Raw genomic sequence first — 20170 nt, forward strand, 5'->3', positions numbered from 1 at the left:
TGTACCGCCGAGTGGCGTCGCGAAGTCGAAAGATTACGCGCCGCCGTGAGACAGATCACAAATTGTGTGCCGCACAATTGCTGGTCACACGCTCGGGCTAATCTCATGTATATAGGCGCTCTGATCGGGTACCGAAATAGAAACGAGGCGAACACCTGCCGTGAGCAGCAGTTCTACATCCCAATTCGGACAGAACCAGTGGCTGGTTGACGAGATGTACCAACGCTTCCAGGACGATCCGTCGTCCGTGGATCCGAGTTGGCACGAATTCTTGACCGATTACTCGCCGGAGTCGGCGAACACGGGGGGTGGAAACGGAACTGCCACGAACGGCAACGCAGCCGCCCCCGCCGCTGTGCGCACTCCGCCTGCTGCTCCTAAGGCCGCTCCGCCCGCACCCCCGGCTCCGCCGAAGGCCGCTGCGCCCGCGGCCAAGCCCGCCGCAGCGCCCGCTGCCAAGCCCGCCACAGCGCCTGTGGCCAAGCCCGCCCCGGCCGCCAAGGCCGCTCCCGCGAAGCCGGCTCCGGCCGGCGGCGCGGAAGAGACGAAGGTTCTTCGCGGCGCGGCAGCCGCAGTAGTCAAGAACATGTCGGCCTCGCTCGAGATCCCGACCGCTACCAGCGTTCGCGCGATCCCCGCGAAGCTGATGTTCGACAACCGCATCGTCATCAACAACCACCTCGCGCGCACTCGCGGCGGCAAGATCTCGTTCACCCACCTGCTGGGCTACGCGATCATCCAGGCCGTCAACGCGTTCCCCAACATGAACCGCCACTTCGCCGAGATCAACGGCAAGCCGCATGCGGTCACCCCCGAGCACACCAATCTCGGACTGGCGATCGATCTTCCCGGTAAGGACGGCAACCGCTCACTGGTCGTCGCCGCTATCCGGAACACCGAGGCGATGAACTTCGTCCAGTTCCACGCCGCGTACGAGGACATCGTCCGCCGCGCCCGTGAAGGCAAGCTCACCGGCGAAGACTTCACCGGCGTCACCATCTCGCTGACCAACCCGGGCGGCATCGGCACGGTTCACTCCGTCCCCCGCCTGATGAAGGGCCAGGGTGCCATCATCGGTGCCGGCGCGATGGAGTACCCCGCCGAGTTCCAGGGCGCAAGCGACGAGAAGCTGGCCGAGATGGGCGTCGGCAAGCTGATGACGCTCACGTCGACGTACGACCACCGCATCATCCAGGGTGCCGAATCGGGCGATTTCCTTCGCACGATCCACAACCTGCTGATCAGCGACGAGTTCTACGACGAGATCTTCCACGCACTCGGCAACCCGTACGAGCCGGTTCGCTGGCGCAAGGACGTGCCGGAAGGCGCGGTCGACAAGAACACCCGCGTTCTCGAACTGATCGCGGCCTACCGTGACCGCGGCCACCTCATGGCCGATACGGACCCCTTGCAGTTCGTCAAGGACAAGTTCCACAGCCACCCCGACCTCGACGTCATCAGCCACGGCTTGACGCTGTGGGATCTGGACCGCGAGTTCAAGGTCGGCGGCTTCCACGGCAAAGAGAAGATGAAGCTGCGCGACGTGCTCAGCGTGCTTCGCGACGCGTACTGCCGCCACGTCGGTGTCGAGTACACGCACATCCTTGAGACGGATCAGCGTCAGTGGATCCAGGATCGCGTCGAAGGGCATCACGCCAAGCCGACGGTTGCTCAGCAGAAGTACATCCTGAGCAAGCTCAACGCTGCCGAGGCTTTCGAGACCTTCCTGCAGACCAAGTACGTCGGTCAGAAGCGCTTCTCGCTCGAGGGTGCCGAGACCGTCATTCCGATGATGGACGCCGTCATCGACCAGGCTGCCGAGCATCAGCTCGACGAGGTTGTCATCGGCATGCCGCACCGCGGTCGCCTCAACGTGCTGGCCAACATCGTCGGCAAGCCGTACTCGAAGATCTTCACCGAGTTCGAGGGCAACATGAACCCGGCCGCCGCTCACGGCTCCGGCGACGTGAAGTACCACCTCGGCGCTTCGGGCACCTACATCCAGATGTTCGGTGACAACGACATCGCCGTGTCCCTGACGGCCAACCCGTCGCACCTCGAGGCCGTCGACCCGGTTCTCGAAGGCCTGGTTCGCGCCAAGCAGGACATCCTCGACAAGGGCGAAGAGGGCTTCACCGTTCTCCCGCTCATGCTTCACGGTGACGCGGCATTTGCCGGTCAGGGTGTTGTCGCGGAAACGTTGAACCTCTCGCTGCTGCGCGGATACCGCACCGGCGGCACCGTGCACATCGTCGTGAACAACCAGGTCGGTTTCACCACCGCACCGGAGCACTCACGCTCGTCCGAGTACTGCACGGACGTCGCGAAGATGATCGCCGCACCGGTATTCCACGTCAACGGCGACGACCCCGAGGCATGTGTCTGGGTTGCTCAGCTGGCTGTCGACTTCCGTGAGAAGTTCGGCAAGGACGTTGTCATCGACCTCATCTGCTACCGCCGCCGCGGTCACAACGAGGGCGACGACCCGTCGATGACCCAGCCGGCGATGTACGACGTCATCGACACCAAGCGCAGCGTTCGTAAGAGCTACACCGAGTCCCTCATCGGTCGCGGTGACATCTCGCTCAAGGAAGCCGAAGACGCACTTCGCGACTACCAGGGCCAGCTCGAACGGGTCTTCAACGAGGTCCGTGAGCTCGAGAAGTTCCAGCCCGAACCGTCGGAGTCCGTCGAACTCGACCAGACTCCCCCGGCTCGCCTCACGACGGCTGTTGCTCCCGACGTTCTCGAGCGCATCGGCGACGCGTTTGTCAACGTTCCGGAGGGCTTCACCACCCACCCGCGTGTCAAGCCTGTCGCGGAGAAGCGACGCGAAATGGCCCGCGAGGGTCACGTCGACTGGGCGTTCGCCGAGTTGCTCGCGTTCGGTTCACTGGCCGAGCAGGGTGCACTGATTCGCCTTGCGGGTCAGGACTCCAAGCGTGGAACGTTCACGCAGCGTCACTCTGTGCTGATCGACCGGAAGACCGGCAACGAGTACAGCCCGATCGCCGAGATCGCTGCCAACGCCGGCAACGGTGGCAAGTTCATGGTCTACGACTCCGCACTCACCGAGTACGCGGGTCTGGGCTTCGAATACGGCTACTCCGTGGGCAACCCGGACGCTCTTGTGCTGTGGGAAGCGCAGTTCGGTGACTTCGTCAACGGCGCGCAGACCATCATCGACGAGTTCATCAGCTCTGGCGAAGCCAAGTGGGGTCAGCTCTCCGACGTCGTGCTGCTTCTGCCGCACGGCCACGAAGGACAGGGCCCGGACCACACGTCCGGCCGCATCGAGCGTTTCCTCCAGCTGTGCGCCGAGGGTTCGATGACAGTTGCCGTTCCGTCCACCCCGGCAAGCTACTTCCACTTGCTGCGTCGCCATCACCTCGACGGCATCCGCCGCCCGCTGGTGGTCTTCACGCCCAAGTCGATGCTGCGTAACAAGGCTGCGGTCAGCAACGTCGAAGACTTCACCACCGGCAAGTTCCGGTCTGTCTTCGAAGAGCCGAACATCGAGAGCGGCGAAGAGTCGCGCGATCAGGTCAAGCGCGTTCTGCTGGTCAGCGGCAAGCTGTACTGGGAGCTCCTGGCGAAGAAGCACAAGGACAACCGCAACGACGTCGCCATCGTGCGCGTCGAGCAGCTGTACCCGGTGCCGAAGCGTCGCCTGCAGGAAACCTTGGACCGGTACCCGAATGCAACCGAGTACCGCTGGGTTCAGGAAGAGCCGGCCAACCAGGGCGCATGGCCGTTCCTCGGCCTGGCTCTGCCGGAACTCCTGCCCGGCACGTTGAGCGGTATCCGTCGCATCTCGCGTCGTTCGATGTCTGCACCTTCCTCGGGTTCGAGCAAGGTTCACGCCGTCGAGCAGCAGGAAATCCTCGACGAGGCATTCCTGCCGACCAACTGATTTCTTGAAGTAGGGGCCGGGCCTCACATTCCGTACGGAGTGTGAGGCCCGGCCTTTTCTCTGTTCGCCGGTGCTATCGCAGCAGTTCCGGCGTGACGGTCAGCCCTGCGGCAGCGGACGCAAGAGCAGGCAGAGCGTTCACCGTGAGCTCGATGAGTTCTTCGCGGCTGATTGCCGGGGATCGGAGCCAGCTGATGGTTGCTTCCTCGACAAACGCGATCCAGCCTCGTACTGCCAGCTCCACCTGCGGGGTTCTCGGCAACCCGATGGTGGGTAGCTGATCGAGCGTTCGCGCCGCCATGACGTCGCGGGTCTGTTCGAACACTTCTCGCATGTGCGGATCTCCGCTGGCGGTTCCCCGCAACAACGAGACATACGTAGTGCGATTTTCAGTGACGTAATCGACGTACGATGCCAGAACCGACCGTAATGTCGCGATCGGATCATCGGTTTCGATGGGCTCGGTTCGGGCGAGCATCTGTTGGCTGGTGTGCCGGACTATCGCCAGGTGGAACTCGCTTTTGGACGCGAAGTAGTGGAACAGCAAGCCTCGGGAGACACCGGCTTGATCGGCAATGTCTTCGACCGATATCTGTTCGAGTGGCCGTTCGGCGAGCATGCGAGCGCCGAGGTCGATCAGTTGCGCTCGGCGTTCGTCCGGACTCAGTCGCGTGCGCTTGGCTCCGTCCATAATCGACAGACTACTGAATAAACGTCAATAAGCTATTGACCGTTCGTCAACAACGGCATATCGTTCCATACATGAGTCTCCCAGTTACAGATACTTCAGCATCTGCCGCGGATACGCGCTACGTGAACACGCTGATCATCGGCAGCGGTTTTGCCGGTCTCGGCGCTGCCATCAAACTGGCGCAGGCCGGGATCACCGACTATGTAGTTGTCGAGCGAGGCAACGACGTCGGCGGAACCTGGCGTGACAACAGCTACCCGGGCGCTGCGTGCGACGTGCCGTCGCATTTGTACTCGTACTCGTTTGCACTCAACCCCGAGTGGACGCGTTCCTTCTCCACTCAGCCCGAGATCTACAAGTACATCCAGTCCGTCGCAAACCGTCACAAGGTACTGGACAAGCACATCTTCGGCTGCGACGTTCTCTCCGCGCACTGGGACAACGATCGCGCACACTGGAAGGTCTCCACCACCAAGGGCGAGTTCGTCGCCAAGATCGTCGTGTCGGCTGTAGGCGCTCTGTGCGAGCCCGCCCTCCCCGACATCAAGGGCATCGACGGCTTCAAGGGCGAGATCTTCCACTCCTCACGCTGGAACCACGACGCCGACCTGACCGGCAAGCGCGTCGCCGTTATCGGCACCGGAGCGTCGGCCATCCAGATCGTCCCGGCCATCGGCAAGAAGGTGTCACAGCTCGACGTGTACCAGCGCACCGCGCCGTGGATTCTGCCCCGCGCAGATCGCGAGTACACCAAGATCGAGCACCTCGCGTTCAAGTACCTCCCCGGTTTCCAGAAGCTGTGCCGCACCGGCATCTACTGGATGCGCGAGACCCAGGTTGTCGGCCTGGCAAAGGCGCCGATCTTCATGAAGCCCCTGCAGTTTGCCGCCGAGCGTCATCTCAAGGCCCAGATCAAGGACAAGGCCCTTCGCAAGAAGGTCACCCCCAACTTCCAGATCGGCTGCAAGCGCATGCTGATCTCCAACAACTACTTCCCCACCCTTGCCCAGGACAACGTCGACCTGGTGACAGAAGGAATCGAGGAAGTTACCGCCACCGGCATCGTGTCGAAGACGGGAACCACGCGTGAGATCGACGCCATCGTCGTGGCCACCGGTTTTCACGTCACCGACTCCCCCACCTTTGCGGGAATCTTCGGCAAGGACGGACGCTCGCTCGCCGAGGTCTTCGAGGACACCGGCATGCAGGGATACAAGGGCGCAGCCGTTGCCAACTTCCCCAACATGTTCTTCCTCGTCGGCCCCAACACCGGTCTCGGCCACTCGTCCATGGTGTTCATGATCGAATCGCAGCTCAACTACCTCGTCGACGCGATCGCCACCATCGACAAGTACGACATCGGCACCATCGAGGTTCGCAGCGACAAGCAGGAAAAGTACAACAAGGACCTGCAGGCAGCGATGTCCAAGAGCGTCTGGAACAACGGCGGTTGCGCCAGCTGGTACATGGACAAGCACGGAAACAACACCACCCTGTGGCCCGGTTTCACCTTCCAGTTCCGCAATGCCACCAAGCATTTCGACCTCGCGGCGTACCGTAGCGTCGCCACGTCCGATCTCGGCGCCGTCGGCACCGGAACCACATCACAGATCGACCTCGACGACGAGAAAGCAGTAGCACAATGAGTGATTTTGTTGGCAAGGTTGTTGTCATCACCGGAGCGGGATCGGGTATCGGCCGCGCACTCGCACTGAACCTGGCCGGGCAGGGTGCGAAGTTGGCGATCTCCGACGTCGACACCGTCGGCCTCACCGAGACCACCCGCCTCGTGGAAGCTCTTGGTGCCCAGGTGAAGTCGGACCACCTCGACGTCACCCAGCGCGAAGCGGTTCTCGAGTACGCCGACGCGGTTGCCGCCCACTTCGGCAAGATCAACCAGATCTACAACAATGCGGGTATCGCGTACCACGGCACTTTCGAGAAGTCCGAATTCAAGGACTTCGAACGCGTCATGGATGTCGATTTCTGGGGAGTTGTCAACGGCACCAAAGCATTCCTGCCGCATGTCATCGCATCCGGCGACGGCCACATCATCAACATTTCGAGCCTGTTCGGCTTGCTGTCGATGCCCGGTCAGAGTGCATACAACTCGGCAAAGTTCGCAGTTCGCGGCTTCACCGAGTCACTGCGCCAGGAGATGCTGATCGCCAAGAGCCCGGTGAAGGTGACCTGCGTGCACCCCGGCGGAATCAAGACGGCCATCGCGCGCAACGCCACTGCCGGACCGGGCGAGGACCTCGCGTCGTTCTCCGAGTTCTTCGATCGCAAGTTGGCGCGCACCACTCCTGAGGATGCAGCCAAGACCATCGTGAACGGGGTTCGCAAGGGCAAGCCACGCGTACTCATCGGCATGGACGCCATCGCACTCGACGCCTGGGTCCGCCTGGTCGGTTCGGGATACCAACGCGTCGTGGCCACCATCGCCGGCCGCGTGATGCCCAAGTCCCACTGATCTTTCCACTTTCACACAGTCAGGAGCCCTGCCGGTGAGCACGTTCACCCTTCCGCTACCCGTTGTCGCCTTCTTGTTGAAGCCGTACTTCCGTCTGGCCTTCAACTCGCGACTGCCGTATCGGGTTCAGCGTTTACTGCTCGAGGCCGGAGCTCCCCTGCAGGAGATTCCAGCGGGCGCCGTTGTGCGTCCGCTGGAACTCGCCTGCCGACCCGCCGAGCGGATCACAGTCGGAGCAACCGAACGCCCGTCGGCAGTGCTCTACTTGCACGGCGGCGCCTACACGCTGGGCTCGCTGAGCACACACCGCAGCCTGGCAGCACATCTGGCACGCGAATCTTCCCGCGCTGTCTTCACGTTGGATTACCGGCTCGCTCCCGAGAATCCTTATCCCGCAGCGCTCGACGACGCCGCAGCGGCGTACATGCAACTGATCACCGAATTCGACTACCGGCCCGAGCAGGTTGCCATTGCCGGTGACAGCGCCGGCGGCGGTTTGGCGGTCGCAACGGCACTTCGCCTCATCGAGCGTCACGGCGTACAGCCCGGGGCGTTGGCACTGATCTCACCCTGGGTGGATCCCGGGGATCGCAGCGCCGGGAAGAAAGCCGATCTGGTCGTCAACACCGGCTGGTCGTTCGATGCCGCTGACGCCTACCTCGGACACGGCAACCGCACGGATCCCGGCTACGCACCCATACATGGAAACCTCGAAACACTGCCGCCCACAAGGATTCACATCGGATCGGGTGAAGTCCTCTACCCTCAGGTCGTGGAGTTCGCAGACAAACTCACCGCGGCCGGCGTCGACGTGTCACTGGTCGAATACGCACGGTTGTGGCATGTCGCGCACGCCCAGGCGTCGCTGGTCACCGAAGCCGCCGACGCGGTAGCCGATCTGGGGCAATTCCTGGAATCACACGGAGCCAGGGCAGCGGACAATTCAGCCGATGCGGCCAGTCATTGACGGGTGTCCCACCAGGATCGCGCCACCGCTGACGGCGTCGCCTGCCCGCGTCGGACCTGGTCGATCATCGCGGCAAGGTCTGTCGTGGACAGTTCACCCGCAACAACACTGAGCGCTTTGACTGCGGGATCACTCAATGCACCGGTCCGAAACAGTGGAACGACGTTCTGCGCAGCCAGGATGTGATCCGGATCGGCCAGCACTGTGACAGCGGTTGACTGAGCCAGGGGCGAGAGCGTCGTAGTTCCGAAGGCGGTGGGTTCGGTCGCAGCAGTGTCCGATATGTCGGCTGCCGATTGCTCGACGCGCGCAAAAGTACAGTCAGCGCCTTCCGCTAATTGTTCCAGTGCACCATCTTCGACAAACCGTGGTGATACAACGGCAACGGTCTCGGCGCACGAGGGTGCAAATGCCCCGAGGGTGCGCGACTGAGTCCCCGATGCGGAATCGCGTCCCAACGCCACGACGGCCCGGTCTTCTGCGGTTGCATAGTCTGCAACCGAAAGACCCTCGGGCAGAGAACGACTCAACGCTTCGAAGACGTCGTCAGCGGTGCGGGCCGGATTCTGCGGTTCGTAGTAAGTCAGTAGCGAACCGGTGAACTCGGGTACCAACGTCACACGCGCGGCATCGAGCGCAGCAAGTGCGTCCGACCGTCCGCCGGTGAGTTCCTCGACTCGACTTGGCACCCCCGACGACGCCAACACGGTTGCGTACACTTCGGCCAGGACCGAACCCTCCACCGACTCCCCCGACGCCACGACTACCTGCTCGGTCGGGGCACCGGCGTCGTTCCCTATCACCGAATCGCTGGTGCTGCATCCGGTCAGAACGGGCAGGACCAGCACTGCTGCAACAACTGTCGAATACCTCGCGCGTGCAGATAGCACCGAACCCTCACATTCCGTTCCCACTGATCGAATACCGTGCCTTGTCGGTACCTATCGTTACACTTGCCTGGCGATGCGCGGTAACCAGTCCTACTCGAGTGACACTCGGGTGACGGGAATGGTTGTCGACGCCCGAAACACGGAAGGACGCACATGCGCACCTCACGATTTCGTTCCAGCCGTCTGCTCGTAGCAGCGGCAACTGTCCTCTCACTCGCTGCGCTCACTGCGTGTGGCAGCAGTGACAACAGCGACAGCAGTTCGGACCCCAACACCGTCGTCGTGGGTTCGGCAAACTTCACCGAGTCCGAGATCATTGCCAACATCTATGCGGAAGCACTTCGCGTCAACGGTTTCGACGTGTCCACTTCGTTCAACATCGGTAGCCGCGAGGCCTACATTCCGGCGTTGAAGGACGGCTCGATCACCCTCATCCCCGACTACACGGGCAATCTTCTGCAGTATCTCGATCCCGCTGCCACCGCGACCAGTTCCGAGGACGTCCTGGCTGCTCTGCCGGCGGCATTGGGTAGCGAATTGGCCATCACCACACCCGCGTCGGCGGAGGACAAAGATGCCGTAGTCGTCACCAAGGAAACGGCAGACAAGTGGAACCTGAAGACCATCGCCGACCTGGCGCCGCATTCCGCCGAGGTCAAGTTCGGCGCGCCGGCCGAATTCCAGGAGCGCCCCGTCGGCCTGCCCGGGTTGAAGGCAAACTACGGACTCGACATCTCGGCCTCCAATTTTGTCCCGATCGCGGACGGCGGTGGCCCGGCAACGGTCAAGGCACTCGCATCCGGTGACATCACCGCCGCAAACATTTTCACGACGTCGGCGTCGATTCCGGCCAACAACTTCGTTGTCCTCGAAGACCCGAAGAACAATTTCCCCGCCCAGAACGTCGTGCCGGTGCTGCGCGCATCGGCATCGTCCGACAAGCTCGCAGCCGTCCTCGACGCGGTCTCGGCAAAGCTGACCACCGAGGAACTGCTCGATCTCAACGTGGCGGTGTCCGGCGACGCCAAGACGGAACCGGCCGCAGCAGCCAAGGCGTGGATCTCGGCGCAGGGCCTCGACAAGCCGGTCTCGTAACCCACGTGATCACCTTCGAGGGAGTCACCAAACAGTTCCCGGACGGCACCACCGCAGTTGATCGACTCGATCTCACCATCGAGGCCGAGTCGTTCACGGTGTTCGTCGGTCCGTCCGGGTGTGGCAAAACAACGTCGATGCGGATGATCAACCGGATGATCACGCCCACGTCGGGCACAATCCGCGTCGACGGCCGCGACATCTCGCAGACCGACGCGGTGACCTTGCGACTCGGTATCGGCTACGTCATCCAGAATGCCGGGCTGTTGCCGCACCGGACCGTCGTCGACAACGTCGCAACGGTTCCGGTGCTGCGGGGTGAATCTCGCCGCGCCGCACGTAAAGCCGCACTGGGTGTTCTCGAACGCGTGGGTCTCGATCCGTCACTGGCGACGCGCTACCCGGCGCAGTTGTCCGGCGGGCAGCAGCAGCGAGTGGGTGTCGCCCGCGCGTTGGCTGCCGATCCGCCGATTCTGTTGATGGACGAACCCTTCAGCGCCGTCGATCCGGTGGTTCGTGAGGACCTGCAAGCCGAAATGCTGCGCCTGCAAAGCGAACTGAAGAAGACCATCGTCTTTGTCACGCACGATATCGACGAAGCAGTCAAACTGGGCGACCACATCGCGGTCTTCGGTCCGGGCGGTCGCCTGCAGCAGGTAGCCGCGCCGCGCGACGTATTGGCCGCGCCGGCTACGGATTTCGTGGCAGGTTTTGTCGGACGTGATCGCGGATATCGAGGACTGTCCTTCCGCAGCGCGGACGAGGTGCCGCTGCATTCCATCCGGACGGCCACCGAGTTCGAATTGACATCCCTGAGACTCGAATTGGGTGAATGGGTGCTTGTTGTCACCGAGTCCGGTGCGCCCCAAGGCTGGATCGACGTCACCGGGGTCGAGGGCATACGCGCCGGACACACTCTGGCACAGTCGACGTCGGCCGGCGGCTCTCTCTTCGGCCCGGGCGGCGATCTTCGGCAGGCGCTCGACGCGGCCATCTCGTCACCGTCGGGAATCGGTGTTGCCGTGGACGCCGAAGGTGCGGTGATCGGCGGCATTCTGGGCTCCGAGGTTGTGGCCAAATTGGCCGAGCAACGTCGGCGCGAGGACCAGGAACGCAATCGACTCGCCTTCACCGAAGGATTCGGGGTGTAGCGGCGTGCGCTGGCTCATCGACAATTTCTCGACGGTTCTGGATTACACACGAACACATCTGTATCTCGCACTGGTGCCGTTGGCGGTGGGCTTGGTCATTGCCCTTCCCGTCGGCACGGCAATTCGGAATATCCGATGGCTGCGCCGAATCACGTTGACCTTGGCCAGCATTGCGTTCACCATTCCGTCATTGGCACTGTTTGTCACCATCCCGCAGATTTTCGGACTCAAGACACTCGATCCGCTCAATGTCATCATCGCGCTCAGTGTGTACTCCACCGCACTGCTCGTCCGCGCGGTCCCGGAAGCATTGGATTCGGTACCCGCCAACGTCATCGATGCCTCGACGGCCATCGGCTTCACCGCACTGCGCCGGGCGTTGACCGTCGAACTGCCCCTTGCGCTGCCGGTTCTGATCGCAAATGTCAGAGTGATTGCGGTGACCAACATTTCGCTGGTGTCGGTGGGTTCGCTGATCGGTATCGGCGGTCTGGGAGTTCTGTTCAAACAGGGCTACGACCGGGACTACCCCGACCAGATCGTGGCCGGCATCATCGCCATCGTGGTCCTTGCACTGGCCCTCGATTTGATCCTGTATCTGCTCGGCAGGTTCCTGACCCCGTGGACCAGAACTCCGTCCGCATCGAAGGTCCCCGCGATCGTCACGGCCGAAGGTGAGCCGGTATGAGTATCTTCACCGGCGCCTGGGAGTACCTGACCAATCCCGACAACTGGAGCGGCGACACCGGAATCGGCACCCGAATCCTGCAGCACCTCTGGTACAGCCTGCTGGCCGTCGCCCTCGCCGCAGTGATCGCGGTCCCGATCGGCCTGATCATCGGGCATCTACGACGCGGTCAGATCGTGGTGGTCAGTCTTGTCAACGCACTGCGCTCACTACCCACGCTCGGCTTGCTGACGTTCCTCGTCCTGCTCATGGGACTGGGAGTGATGCCCCCGATCCTCGCACTGGTCATCCTCGGCATTCCGCCATTGCTAGCCGGAACGTATGCCGGCATCGCCAGTGTCGACCGTGACGTCGTCGACGCGGCGCGCGCAATGGGGATGACCGAGACGCAAGTACTGCTACGCGTCGAGGTTCCCAATGCGCTTCCGCTCATTCTGGGTGGGCTCCGAAACGCCACACTGCAAGTCATCGCGACCGCGACTGTTGCCGCCTACGTCAATCTGGGCGGCATCGGACGGTACATCTTCGACGGAATCGCGCTGTACAAGTACGACCGCGTTGTTGTCGGCGCAATCTTGGTCGCGGTGGTTGCGCTTGTCGTGGACGGCGTACTTGCACTGGTCGTGTGGGCTTCCGTCCCGGGAACCGGCAGACTGCGACGCACCCCGAACCTCGCACGCGTGTAGCTGCCCACGCAAAAACCCCGACCGAAACCTTGTGTGCGGGTTTCGATCGGGGCTTTCGAGGAGTCCCTCTTAGCTGGTCACGCCCTCAGCGTGCGCTGCGGCCGCGACGGCTTCCGCAACTGCGGTCGCCACGCGAGGGTCGAGTGGGCTCGGAACAATCTTGTCCACGGCCAACTCGTCGCCGACCACCGACAGGATCGCCTCGGCGGCAGCGAGCTTCATACCTTCGGTGATGCGACGGGCGCCGGCGTCGAGCGCGCCCTTGAACACACCGGGGAAGGCAAGCACATTGTTGATCTGGTTCGGGAAGTCACTGCGGCCGGTAGCCACGATCGCCGCGTACTTCGACGCGGTCTCCGGGTGAATCTCCGGATCCGGGTTCGAGAGCGCAAACACGATCGACTCGGGAGCCATCGACGCGATGAGCTCCTCGGGGATCTTGCCCGCCGAGACACCGAGGAAGACGTCCGCTCCGGCCAAAGCCTCGACGGCACCGCCGTGGACACTGCGCGGGTTGGTGCGCGACGCCAGCTCTACCTTGATCTCGTTGAGGTCGCTGCGCTCGCTGGAGATGATGCCCTTCGAGTCGAGCACGACGACGTCGCTGATACCGGCGGCGAGCAGAATGTTCGCACACGCGACACCCGCTGCACCCGCACCGGAGATGACAACCTTGAGCGTGGTGATGTCGCGGCTCTGCACCTTCACGGCGCCCTTGAGCGCAGCAAGAACCACAATCGCGGTGCCGTGCTGATCGTCGTGCATGACGGGGCAGTCAAGTGCCTCGATTACACGCTTTTCGATCTCGAAGCAACGCGGCGCCGAGATGTCCTCGAGGTTGACCGCGCCGAAGCTCGGACGCAGACGGATCAGGGTCTCGACGATCGCGTCGGGATCGGTGGTGTCGAGCACCAGCGGGATGGAGTTCAGTCCGGCAAAGCTCTTGAAGAGAGCGGACTTGCCCTCCATGACGGGCAACGATGCGCGGGGTCCGATATCGCCCAGACCGAGAACCGCCGTGCCGTCACTGACGACGACAACCAGTCGATTGGTCCACGTGTAGCGATCGGCAAGGGTCTCGTCAGCTGCGATGGCGCGGCTCACCTGAGCCACACCCGGCGTGTACGCGATCGACAGAGCGCGCTGCGTATCGAGCGGCGCGGTGGTCTCGACCGACAGTTTGCCACCGACGTGAGCGGCAAAGATTTCTTCGTCGGTCAGCTCGACCTTGGGTACGTTGATGGCTTCAGTCACAAGGGACACAATGACACTCCTGATATGACCAGCCGCACTCGGGGCTGGGTTACTGGGAAGTAGTGATCTGACGGCCGAAACAGAACGTTAGCAACGGTCAGAGTCTTTTCTTCCGTGAACAACTGCAGAGAAGAAGAGCATTCGGGTGCGCAAGAAAGTTGGCCGCAATACATCCGAAGCGTCATGGTGTTGGGCGGGTGAGCCCTGGCAGATCCATGCAATTTCTTCATGGCCGGGCTGTGGCGCCGCCTACGAAGTCCCTCCAGTTTGCCACCTGCGCGCGATCACAATCAAATCCTTCGGTCCCTAACCCCACCACTGCGTCACCAGCAGCACCCCGGCAGTTACGAGCACAACCACGGACGCGGCTATTGCGGCAACGCCGCGGCGACGGTCACAGAAGATCTGTGCGACCAGCGCCACTACCGACGCCACGATGTGCGCGGTGATCGATGTGGTGCCCGGTCCGGGAAAGCCCCGATTGCCTCCCAGATACGCCGACGCGATCACCACGACTGTGAGAACAACGATTCCAGCCGCGACGGTCCCACTGAGCGCACGCAGACCACGAATCAACGCCCACTGCTTGGTGTCCGGAGCATCGTAGTAATCGTCATAGCGGTCGTCGTAGTCGTACGAGTTGTCGTAGGCATTGTCGTCCCGGTATGCGTCGTAGCTGTTGTTGTCGTAACCGTTGTTGTCGTAAGTCACGATCTACGCTCCCGTGATGAATCCGCGGACGGACTCCGCGATGAGTTGAACGGCGATGGCGGCAAGCAGCAAACCTGCGATGCGGGCCAGCAGCGAGATTCCGCCAACACCGAGCACACGGATCAATGCGGTCGAGAATCGCAGCACTATGAACAGAACGAGATGAATCGAGATGATCGCCAAGGCGATCGCAAAGTACGACGCCGCGTCACCGTCTGCCTGGGCGACAAAGACGATGACCGCGGCGATCGCGCCGGGGCCGGCCATCATGGGCGTACCCAGCGGAACCAGGGCCACGTTGACGTCGTCGGCGCCCTGCGGACGGTTGGACGTCTTGCCGGTGAGTAGTTCGAGAGCGATCAGCAGAAGGAGCAATCCGCCGGCGCCCTGCAACGCGGGTATTCCGATGTGCAGATAGTTGAGGATTGCCTGCCCGCCGACCGCGAAGACGGAAATAACGGCGAGTGACACTGCCGGGGCCTGCCACGCCGCGCGATTACGGTCGGCACGGTCCTTGCGGCCGACCAGGGACAGGAACACCGGAATGACTCCGGGCGGGTCCATGATGACAAAGAGAGTGATGAAAACCGTGAGGTAGAGCGTCGTGTCCAACATCAGTGTTTCAGCACCTCGACGCCTGTTGCCGCCGACATCAATTCCTCGAAGTCGGCGGGGTCGGTGAGCTCGTCGCCGAGGTCGATCGTCTTGTTGTCTCCGTGGTAGTCCGATGATCCGGTCACCGCGAGGCCGAGTTCGCCGGCCAGTCCGCGAAGGAGAGTCCGATCTGCGGGCGCATGATCCGGGTGATCGACTTCGAGTCCGCCGAGTCCGGAGGCCGCCAGATCGCGAATGTGGCCTAGAGCGAGAACACGACCACGGGTGCGCGCACGACCGTGAGCGATCACCGTCACTCCCCCGGCCGCTGCGACCAGTTCAACGGCGTAGTCGATCGGCGTGTCGTATTTCGGGACGTCGTAGCGCCCGCGGGTTGCCAACAAGTCCTTGAAGGCTTCACCGATGCTCGAGACCACGCCGGCCCGCAGCAGAGCCGCTGCGATGTGCGGACGCCCCACAGAAGGACCAGCCGACGCGAGGATTTCGTCCGGGTCGATCGGCAGCCCGTCGCGGGCCATCAGAGTCGCCATCGTGCGGATTCTTTCGACCCGTTCGCCGCGTAGCCGCTCGCGTTCCTTGGCGAACTCGGGGTGGTCCGGGTCGAACAGGTACGCCAGGAGGTGCACCGCGACCGGCCACCCGTCCTCACCTTCGCCTTCACACGACATTTCCATGCCACGGACGAGTCCGAGCCCGGCAGGCAGTGCGCGCTCCGCCTCCGCCCAGCCGGCGGTGGTGTCGTGATCGGTGAGCGCGACAACGTCGAGTCCGGAGTGGGCAGCAGCGCGCACCAGTTCGGCGGGGGTGTCCGTGCCATCTGATGCGTTTGAGTGGGTGTGAAGGTCTATTCGCACCGCTCCAGTCTGTCAGCAATCCGCAAGACCATCTCGCTCCGGTCGATTGCCTGAGATCCTGACGTACGATTGCGCGGCAGCAATAGTGCGCTTCGCCTATCTGCGGAGGGAGTAGACACAGTGCCGTCACTACCGAACTGGTCGAACGGCAAATCAGCTCCGCCACCGTTGCCGAGGATTCCCGTCCCCGCAGCTCGTGCCATTGTGGATTGTGCTGTGTACGTGGACGGCACCAGGCTCCCGGGAAAGTTCACTCACAACGCCGCTCTCGATGAAGTGCGCCGACGCGGAAAGGGATTCGTCTGGGTTGGGATCCATGCTCCCGACGAATCCCAAATGCAGGACGTGGCAAAGACTTTCGGCCTACACGAGTTGATGGTCGAGGATGCCGTCCACGCACACGAGCGACCCAAACTCGAACGCTACGACGACGTCATGTTTCTCGTCCTTCGAACCGTTGTCTACGTTCCGCACGATTCCGTGGAGACGGCTAACGAAATCGTGGAGACCGGCGAGATCATGGTGTTCGTCGGTCCGGACTTTGTCGTCACTGTTCGGCACGGTGACCATTCCGAACTGGCGAGTGTCCGCAAAGCCCTCGAACAGCTACCCGAGCGTCTCGCCATGGGACCGTGGTCCGTTCTCCATGCCATCACCGACCACGTCGTCGACACGTACCTGTCGGTGACACAACTGGTGGAGCAGGACGTCGACAACATGGAAGAGTTGGTGTTCAACCCACGTAACAGCGTGGCGGTTGAGCACATCTACCTGCTGAAACGGGAAATCGTCGAACTTCGACGGTCGGTCACCCCGCTCGGCATGCCACTCCTGCAACTGACACAACCAGCAGGCGGGTTGGTCCCCAAAGAGATCAGACGCTATTTCCGCGACGTCCGAGACCATCACACCATCGTCTCCGAACGCATCTCCGAGTACGACGAAGTACTGAGTTCGCTCGTGGACGCTGCTCTGGCAAAGATCGCGGTACAGCAGAACACCGACATGCGCAAGATTTCGGCGTGGGTGGCGATCGCGGCGGTGCCGACCGGAATCGCCGGCATCTACGGCATGAATTTCGAGAACATGCCGGAACTGGGCTCGCAATACGGATATCCGATGGTGATGGTGTTCATCGCATCGGTGTGTGTCGGGTTGTTTTTTCTGTTCCGCCGAAACAACTGGCTCTAACTCTGTACTTAGCTACAGTCCAAGCGGACAATGAGTTGTGGGTACCAACACGCATCACGTGTACCCGCGGGCCCCTCGCATCGAAATCACCGCACCCGAAAAATACCTTGCCACAAGCAAATTCGGAGGAGCTACGATGCCTACAGTTGAGCAGTCAGTAATAGTTTCGCGCGCGGTTCCGGAAGTCTTTCAGTACCTCAGCACCGCTGAGAATTGGCCGAACTGGGACAACTCGATTGTCGAATCCCGGCAGATCACGGATGGCCCGGTAGGAGTGGGGACCCGCTGGCAGGGGGCCAGCCGAATACTGGGCAAGCGCATCGACTGGACCGCCGAGTTCACGGAATACGATGCGCCCAAGCGAACTTCGGCGAAGTCTGTCAAAAGCCCGGTCGCTTTCACGCTGACCACTACGTGCGAGGAAGTCGAGAAGGGCACGCGCGTCACCTATCGACTCGACAGTGAAAGTGGCCTTGGCGGAGTGTTCGGCAGAATGGCAGACCCGCTTGTCACCAAGGCATTCGGCCGATCCCAGCAGGCCAGCCTGGAGAATCTGGCCGACCTTCTCGATAACGAAGCCGCACAATAAGATCGGAGCGACACGGCAGTTAGAGCGACACGGCAGTTAGAGCGACGCCGCCGCTCGGTGCGGATCTCGGACGTCGATGCCCGCCTCAGCCCAGGCTTCACGTAGTGCACCTGCACCGCGCAGACGGACCCAGGCTGCTTCGGTTCCGGTTATGGGGACCACGGCGAGGAACCGAACCGGATCCATCGGCTCGGGGAGCGTCAGATCTTCAATCCCGCTGTCACTGAGAAGGACTGCAGTAAAAGCTGCGCCCTTCCACAGGGGCTCCCCGAGGTCGAGCAGCGCATCGTCGAGCAACACGATGCCCTCGACCGACGGGGCCGCCGCCAGAACAGCCAAGGTGCGTGCGATTCCCGACGCAATACCGGTGCCGCCGCGCAGCGAGAGCACCAGTTCCGCCCGAGGTCCGCGTGTGGGATCGGCGACCAGATCACCCGGATCGCCCATGGGGTGCCGCGAGCACCCCAGTGTTGCGTAGTGCACCACTGAGTCGGGAGATTCGAATCTGAGCACGTCCAGCGGCTCGACACCCAGGAACGTCACCGAGGCCGCAGCCGGCTCCGGCCCCTCGATATTGGCAACGAGGTGCGCGCGGACGGAGGACACAACACTGTCAGACACGCGTCCATCTAAGCACCATCACGGCGCTGATCGCAGCGCAGAGGCCGGGGCGCTTCAGAACGCCTGTTTTGCTAGGTGAGAATTTCGACGGATATCTCGTGCTTGGAGATCGCCGGATGCAGAAATCGCAGCAATGAACGCGCTTCCCTCTCGATGGATGACATGGCGGTTTTCGACTGCTGCGAAAACAGTGACACCGTCAATCGCGCGGTATCACCTTTCGCGGATTCTGCGGCGAATCCCACAACCTTCCCTCGTACCAGCACGGCGGGTTTGATTATTCCGTTCACCGTGAAGACCCGAGTTCGGTACTGCTCATCCATGATTCGCGAGCGATCCGCATGCGAGAGCAAAATGTTGTCGAACGGAGCCAAGATCCGGACGGGTGGTGTGCCGTCGTCCGGGCGTGGAGCGCCTGGCAGGTCGAACAGTTCCGTCCCCTTCTCGTTCACGAACGTCATCAGGTTCGGACGTAGTCGCTCGAAAACCTCTGCCAGCCTGGTTAATCCCGACCACGCCTGGGCGTCCTTCACACTCGCCGGACCGAAGGCAGCGAGATAGCGCAACACCAGGGCGTCTGGAACAGGAGTCGAATCCAGCTCTGTGCCCAGCCAACTCTCCAGCGTGGTCAACGCGGGCGGTCCCGATCTACCCCACAACCCGCGAGGCGGTACCTGGACCATCGGCAAGAGTCCCCTGATCCCGTGCGCGAGTCCTTCCGGAGAGCGCCCTGGAAAGCGTTCGGCCAGAAGCGGCCTCATCTGCATCTGCGTAAGTGGCCCCTCGGAAACAAGTTCGCGGCCGGCCTGCGCAAGAGCGGCCAGATCCATTCCGCTCAGCGCCGCCCGGTGCGCGGTGTTGGTGTGCAGATCACGGTCCATAATCGACTGAACCGTGCCACGGAAGGATGCGGCATCAGCGGCCGACATCACAAATACCGTTCCGCGCATCGCAACCAGACGCACCACCTGCCGACGCTCGATCAGTGTCGACAACTCTTCTGCCGCAAAGTTTTTGACACGGGCCCACAGAGCAAGGTACGGCGGCGTCGGGGCCTGCGCCTGCAGACCGGCCAGGTGTTCGACGGCCGCGAGGGCAGTGACGTCAGCCCGCTCCAGCAGGAACTGACGCGCAAGGGTCGCCCGACCGAGGGCGCGATCGGTCAGTACACGCGTCACGGTTCCCTCGCGCTCACCGTGCACTGAACCGATCAGATCGCGAGCTTCGCGAGGAGATCGCGGGCAGCCTCGGCTGTCTTCGGCTCACACAGCACGTCGTACCGACCGGCCACCAACTGCATGGTCGAGGCAAAATCTCGCTGGCCGCGCGTCGCTGCGTACGGGATGGTTGTGGTGATCACGCCGAAGATGATGCCGCCGACGATGCCCGTGATCAGTGGCCCGATGAAGCTGGTCGTGAAGAGACCCAGGAGAAGGCCGAAGAACACGCCCAGCCACGCGCCGGACACCAGACCGCCGCCGATCACCTTGGGCCACGTGAGCCGGCCGAGAACCCGTTCGACCTGCATCAGATTCACACCGACGATGGTGACGTCCTGGACCGAGAATTCCTGATCGGACAGGTAATCGACGGCGCGCTGCGCCTCCGCGTAGGTGGGGTACGACCCGATCGGCCAGCCCGAAGGTGGTGTCGGCAACGCTCCACGGCGCGACCCATTCGGCGATTGTGCGAGCGGATTGGACATGGGTGATCGTGCTCCTTGTTTCGGGCGCGTCATCCGTGACTGAACAACGCGAGACATACAAACCTATTGTGCCCTT

19 protein-coding genes are annotated in these 20170 nt (G+C 62.4%); 10 read left to right on the forward strand and 9 right to left on the reverse strand.

Features of this window, described 5'->3' with window-relative positions; translation table 11 throughout:
* Positions 1-160: 160 nt before the first annotated feature.
* A complete protein-coding gene (locus tag EEB13_RS21370; protein WP_141486243.1) occupies positions 161-3913 on the forward strand; it encodes a multifunctional oxoglutarate decarboxylase/oxoglutarate dehydrogenase thiamine pyrophosphate-binding subunit/dihydrolipoyllysine-residue succinyltransferase subunit in 3753 nt (1250 codons plus the stop codon).
* Positions 3914-3986: 73 nt separating this feature from the next.
* On the opposite strand, the gene EEB13_RS21375 is transcribed toward EEB13_RS21370, so the two are convergent.
* On the reverse strand, positions 3987-4604 hold the full coding sequence (locus EEB13_RS21375; protein ID WP_033236702.1) for a TetR/AcrR family transcriptional regulator: 618 nt from the start codon (positions 4602-4604) through the stop codon (positions 3987-3989).
* Positions 4605-4675: 71 nt separating this feature from the next.
* Here EEB13_RS21375 and EEB13_RS21380 point away from each other — a divergent pair, with 71 nt between their 5' ends.
* The 3 genes from EEB13_RS21380 to EEB13_RS21390 are packed head-to-tail and all read left to right on the forward strand — an operon-like array spanning position 4676 to position 8044.
* Positions 4676-6250 carry a flavin-containing monooxygenase gene (locus EEB13_RS21380; RefSeq protein ID WP_045069522.1) on the forward strand — a complete coding sequence of 525 codons (1575 nt, stop codon included), beginning with the start codon at positions 4676-4678 and terminating at the stop codon, positions 6248-6250.
* Positions 6247-7077, forward strand: a complete 831-nt coding sequence (locus EEB13_RS21385) for an SDR family NAD(P)-dependent oxidoreductase (protein ID WP_045069520.1) — start codon at positions 6247-6249, stop codon at positions 7075-7077. Before EEB13_RS21380 ends, EEB13_RS21385 begins: the two co-directional genes overlap by 4 nt.
* Before the next feature lie 34 nt (positions 7078-7111).
* The gene (locus EEB13_RS21390) at positions 7112-8044 is read left to right on the forward strand and encodes an alpha/beta hydrolase (RefSeq protein ID WP_141486244.1); all 933 of its coding nucleotides are present in this window, start codon (positions 7112-7114) and stop codon (positions 8042-8044) included.
* On the opposite strand, the gene EEB13_RS21395 is transcribed toward EEB13_RS21390, so the two are convergent.
* Positions 8038-8934, reverse strand: coding sequence for a glycine betaine ABC transporter substrate-binding protein (locus EEB13_RS21395; RefSeq protein WP_141486245.1), 897 nt, complete (start codon positions 8932-8934; stop codon positions 8038-8040). The genes EEB13_RS21390 and EEB13_RS21395 overlap by 7 nt on opposite strands.
* 153 nt (positions 8935-9087) lie before the next feature.
* On the opposite strand from EEB13_RS21395, the gene EEB13_RS21400 reads away from it, so the two are divergent.
* From EEB13_RS21400 to EEB13_RS21415, 4 genes are read left to right on the forward strand one after another with little or no spacing between them, the layout of a single operon-like run.
* Positions 9088-10029, forward strand: a complete 942-nt coding sequence (locus EEB13_RS21400) for an ABC transporter substrate-binding protein (protein WP_141486246.1) — start codon at positions 9088-9090, stop codon at positions 10027-10029.
* A gap of 5 nt (positions 10030-10034) precedes the next feature.
* Positions 10035-11180, forward strand: a complete 1146-nt coding sequence (locus EEB13_RS21405) for an ABC transporter ATP-binding protein (protein WP_141486247.1) — start codon at positions 10035-10037, stop codon at positions 11178-11180.
* 4 nt (positions 11181-11184) lie between these two features.
* A complete protein-coding gene (locus tag EEB13_RS21410) occupies positions 11185-11868 on the forward strand; it encodes an ABC transporter permease (protein ID WP_033236696.1) in 684 nt (227 codons plus the stop codon).
* Entirely contained in the window at positions 11865-12554 is a 690-nt protein-coding gene (locus EEB13_RS21415) for an ABC transporter permease (RefSeq protein WP_033236695.1), read from the forward strand. Before EEB13_RS21410 ends, EEB13_RS21415 begins: the two co-directional genes overlap by 4 nt.
* 69 nt (positions 12555-12623) lie before the next feature.
* Here the strand turns inward: EEB13_RS21415 and EEB13_RS21420 are convergent, their stop codons facing one another.
* From EEB13_RS21420 to EEB13_RS21435, 4 genes are all read right to left on the reverse strand, one after another.
* A complete protein-coding gene (locus EEB13_RS21420) occupies positions 12624-13817 on the reverse strand; it encodes an NADP-dependent malic enzyme (protein WP_045069512.1) in 1194 nt (397 codons plus the stop codon).
* A gap of 297 nt (positions 13818-14114) precedes the next feature.
* Positions 14115-14519, reverse strand: a complete 405-nt coding sequence (locus EEB13_RS21425; RefSeq protein ID WP_033234421.1) for a hypothetical protein — start codon at positions 14517-14519, stop codon at positions 14115-14117.
* 3 nt (positions 14520-14522) lie between these two features.
* A complete protein-coding gene (locus EEB13_RS21430) occupies positions 14523-15134 on the reverse strand; it encodes a MarC family protein (protein ID WP_045069511.1) in 612 nt (203 codons plus the stop codon).
* Positions 15134-15988: a PHP domain-containing protein gene (locus tag EEB13_RS21435; RefSeq protein ID WP_033234423.1), complete on the reverse strand. Its 855-nt coding sequence runs from the start codon at positions 15986-15988 to the stop codon at positions 15134-15136. Before EEB13_RS21435 ends, EEB13_RS21430 begins: the two co-directional genes overlap by 1 nt.
* A 120-nt stretch (positions 15989-16108) precedes the next feature.
* Between EEB13_RS21435 and EEB13_RS21440 the strand changes: the two genes are divergently transcribed.
* Together EEB13_RS21440 and EEB13_RS21445 are read left to right on the forward strand one after the other, a co-directional pair.
* Complete coding sequence (locus EEB13_RS21440; protein WP_045069510.1) at positions 16109-17179, forward strand: magnesium and cobalt transport protein CorA; 1071 nt, start codon at positions 16109-16111, stop codon at positions 17177-17179.
* A gap of 136 nt (positions 17180-17315) precedes the next feature.
* Positions 17316-17768, forward strand: a complete 453-nt coding sequence (locus tag EEB13_RS21445; RefSeq protein ID WP_141486248.1) for an SRPBCC family protein — start codon at positions 17316-17318, stop codon at positions 17766-17768.
* Positions 17769-17804: 36 nt separating this feature from the next.
* Here EEB13_RS21445 and EEB13_RS21450 read toward each other — a convergent pair whose 3' ends face one another.
* The 3 genes from EEB13_RS21450 to EEB13_RS21460 all read right to left on the reverse strand — a co-directional run bounded on the left by EEB13_RS21450 (position 17805) and on the right by EEB13_RS21460 (position 20094).
* The gene (locus tag EEB13_RS21450) at positions 17805-18389 is read right to left on the reverse strand and encodes a suppressor of fused domain protein (protein WP_033234425.1); all 585 of its coding nucleotides are present in this window, start codon (positions 18387-18389) and stop codon (positions 17805-17807) included.
* Positions 18390-18460: 71 nt separating this feature from the next.
* Positions 18461-19567 carry a winged helix DNA-binding domain-containing protein gene (locus EEB13_RS21455; protein WP_187328604.1) on the reverse strand — a complete coding sequence of 369 codons (1107 nt, stop codon included), beginning with the start codon at positions 19565-19567 and terminating at the stop codon, positions 18461-18463.
* Between the two features lie 32 nt (positions 19568-19599).
* Positions 19600-20094, reverse strand: coding sequence for a general stress protein (locus tag EEB13_RS21460; protein ID WP_033234426.1), 495 nt, complete (start codon positions 20092-20094; stop codon positions 19600-19602).
* Positions 20095-20170: the final 76 nt, after the last annotated feature.

This window comes from Rhodococcus sp. WS3 (genome assembly GCF_003797085.1).
Classification (GTDB): Bacteria; Actinomycetota; Actinomycetes; order Mycobacteriales; family Mycobacteriaceae; genus Rhodococcus_F; species Rhodococcus_F globerula.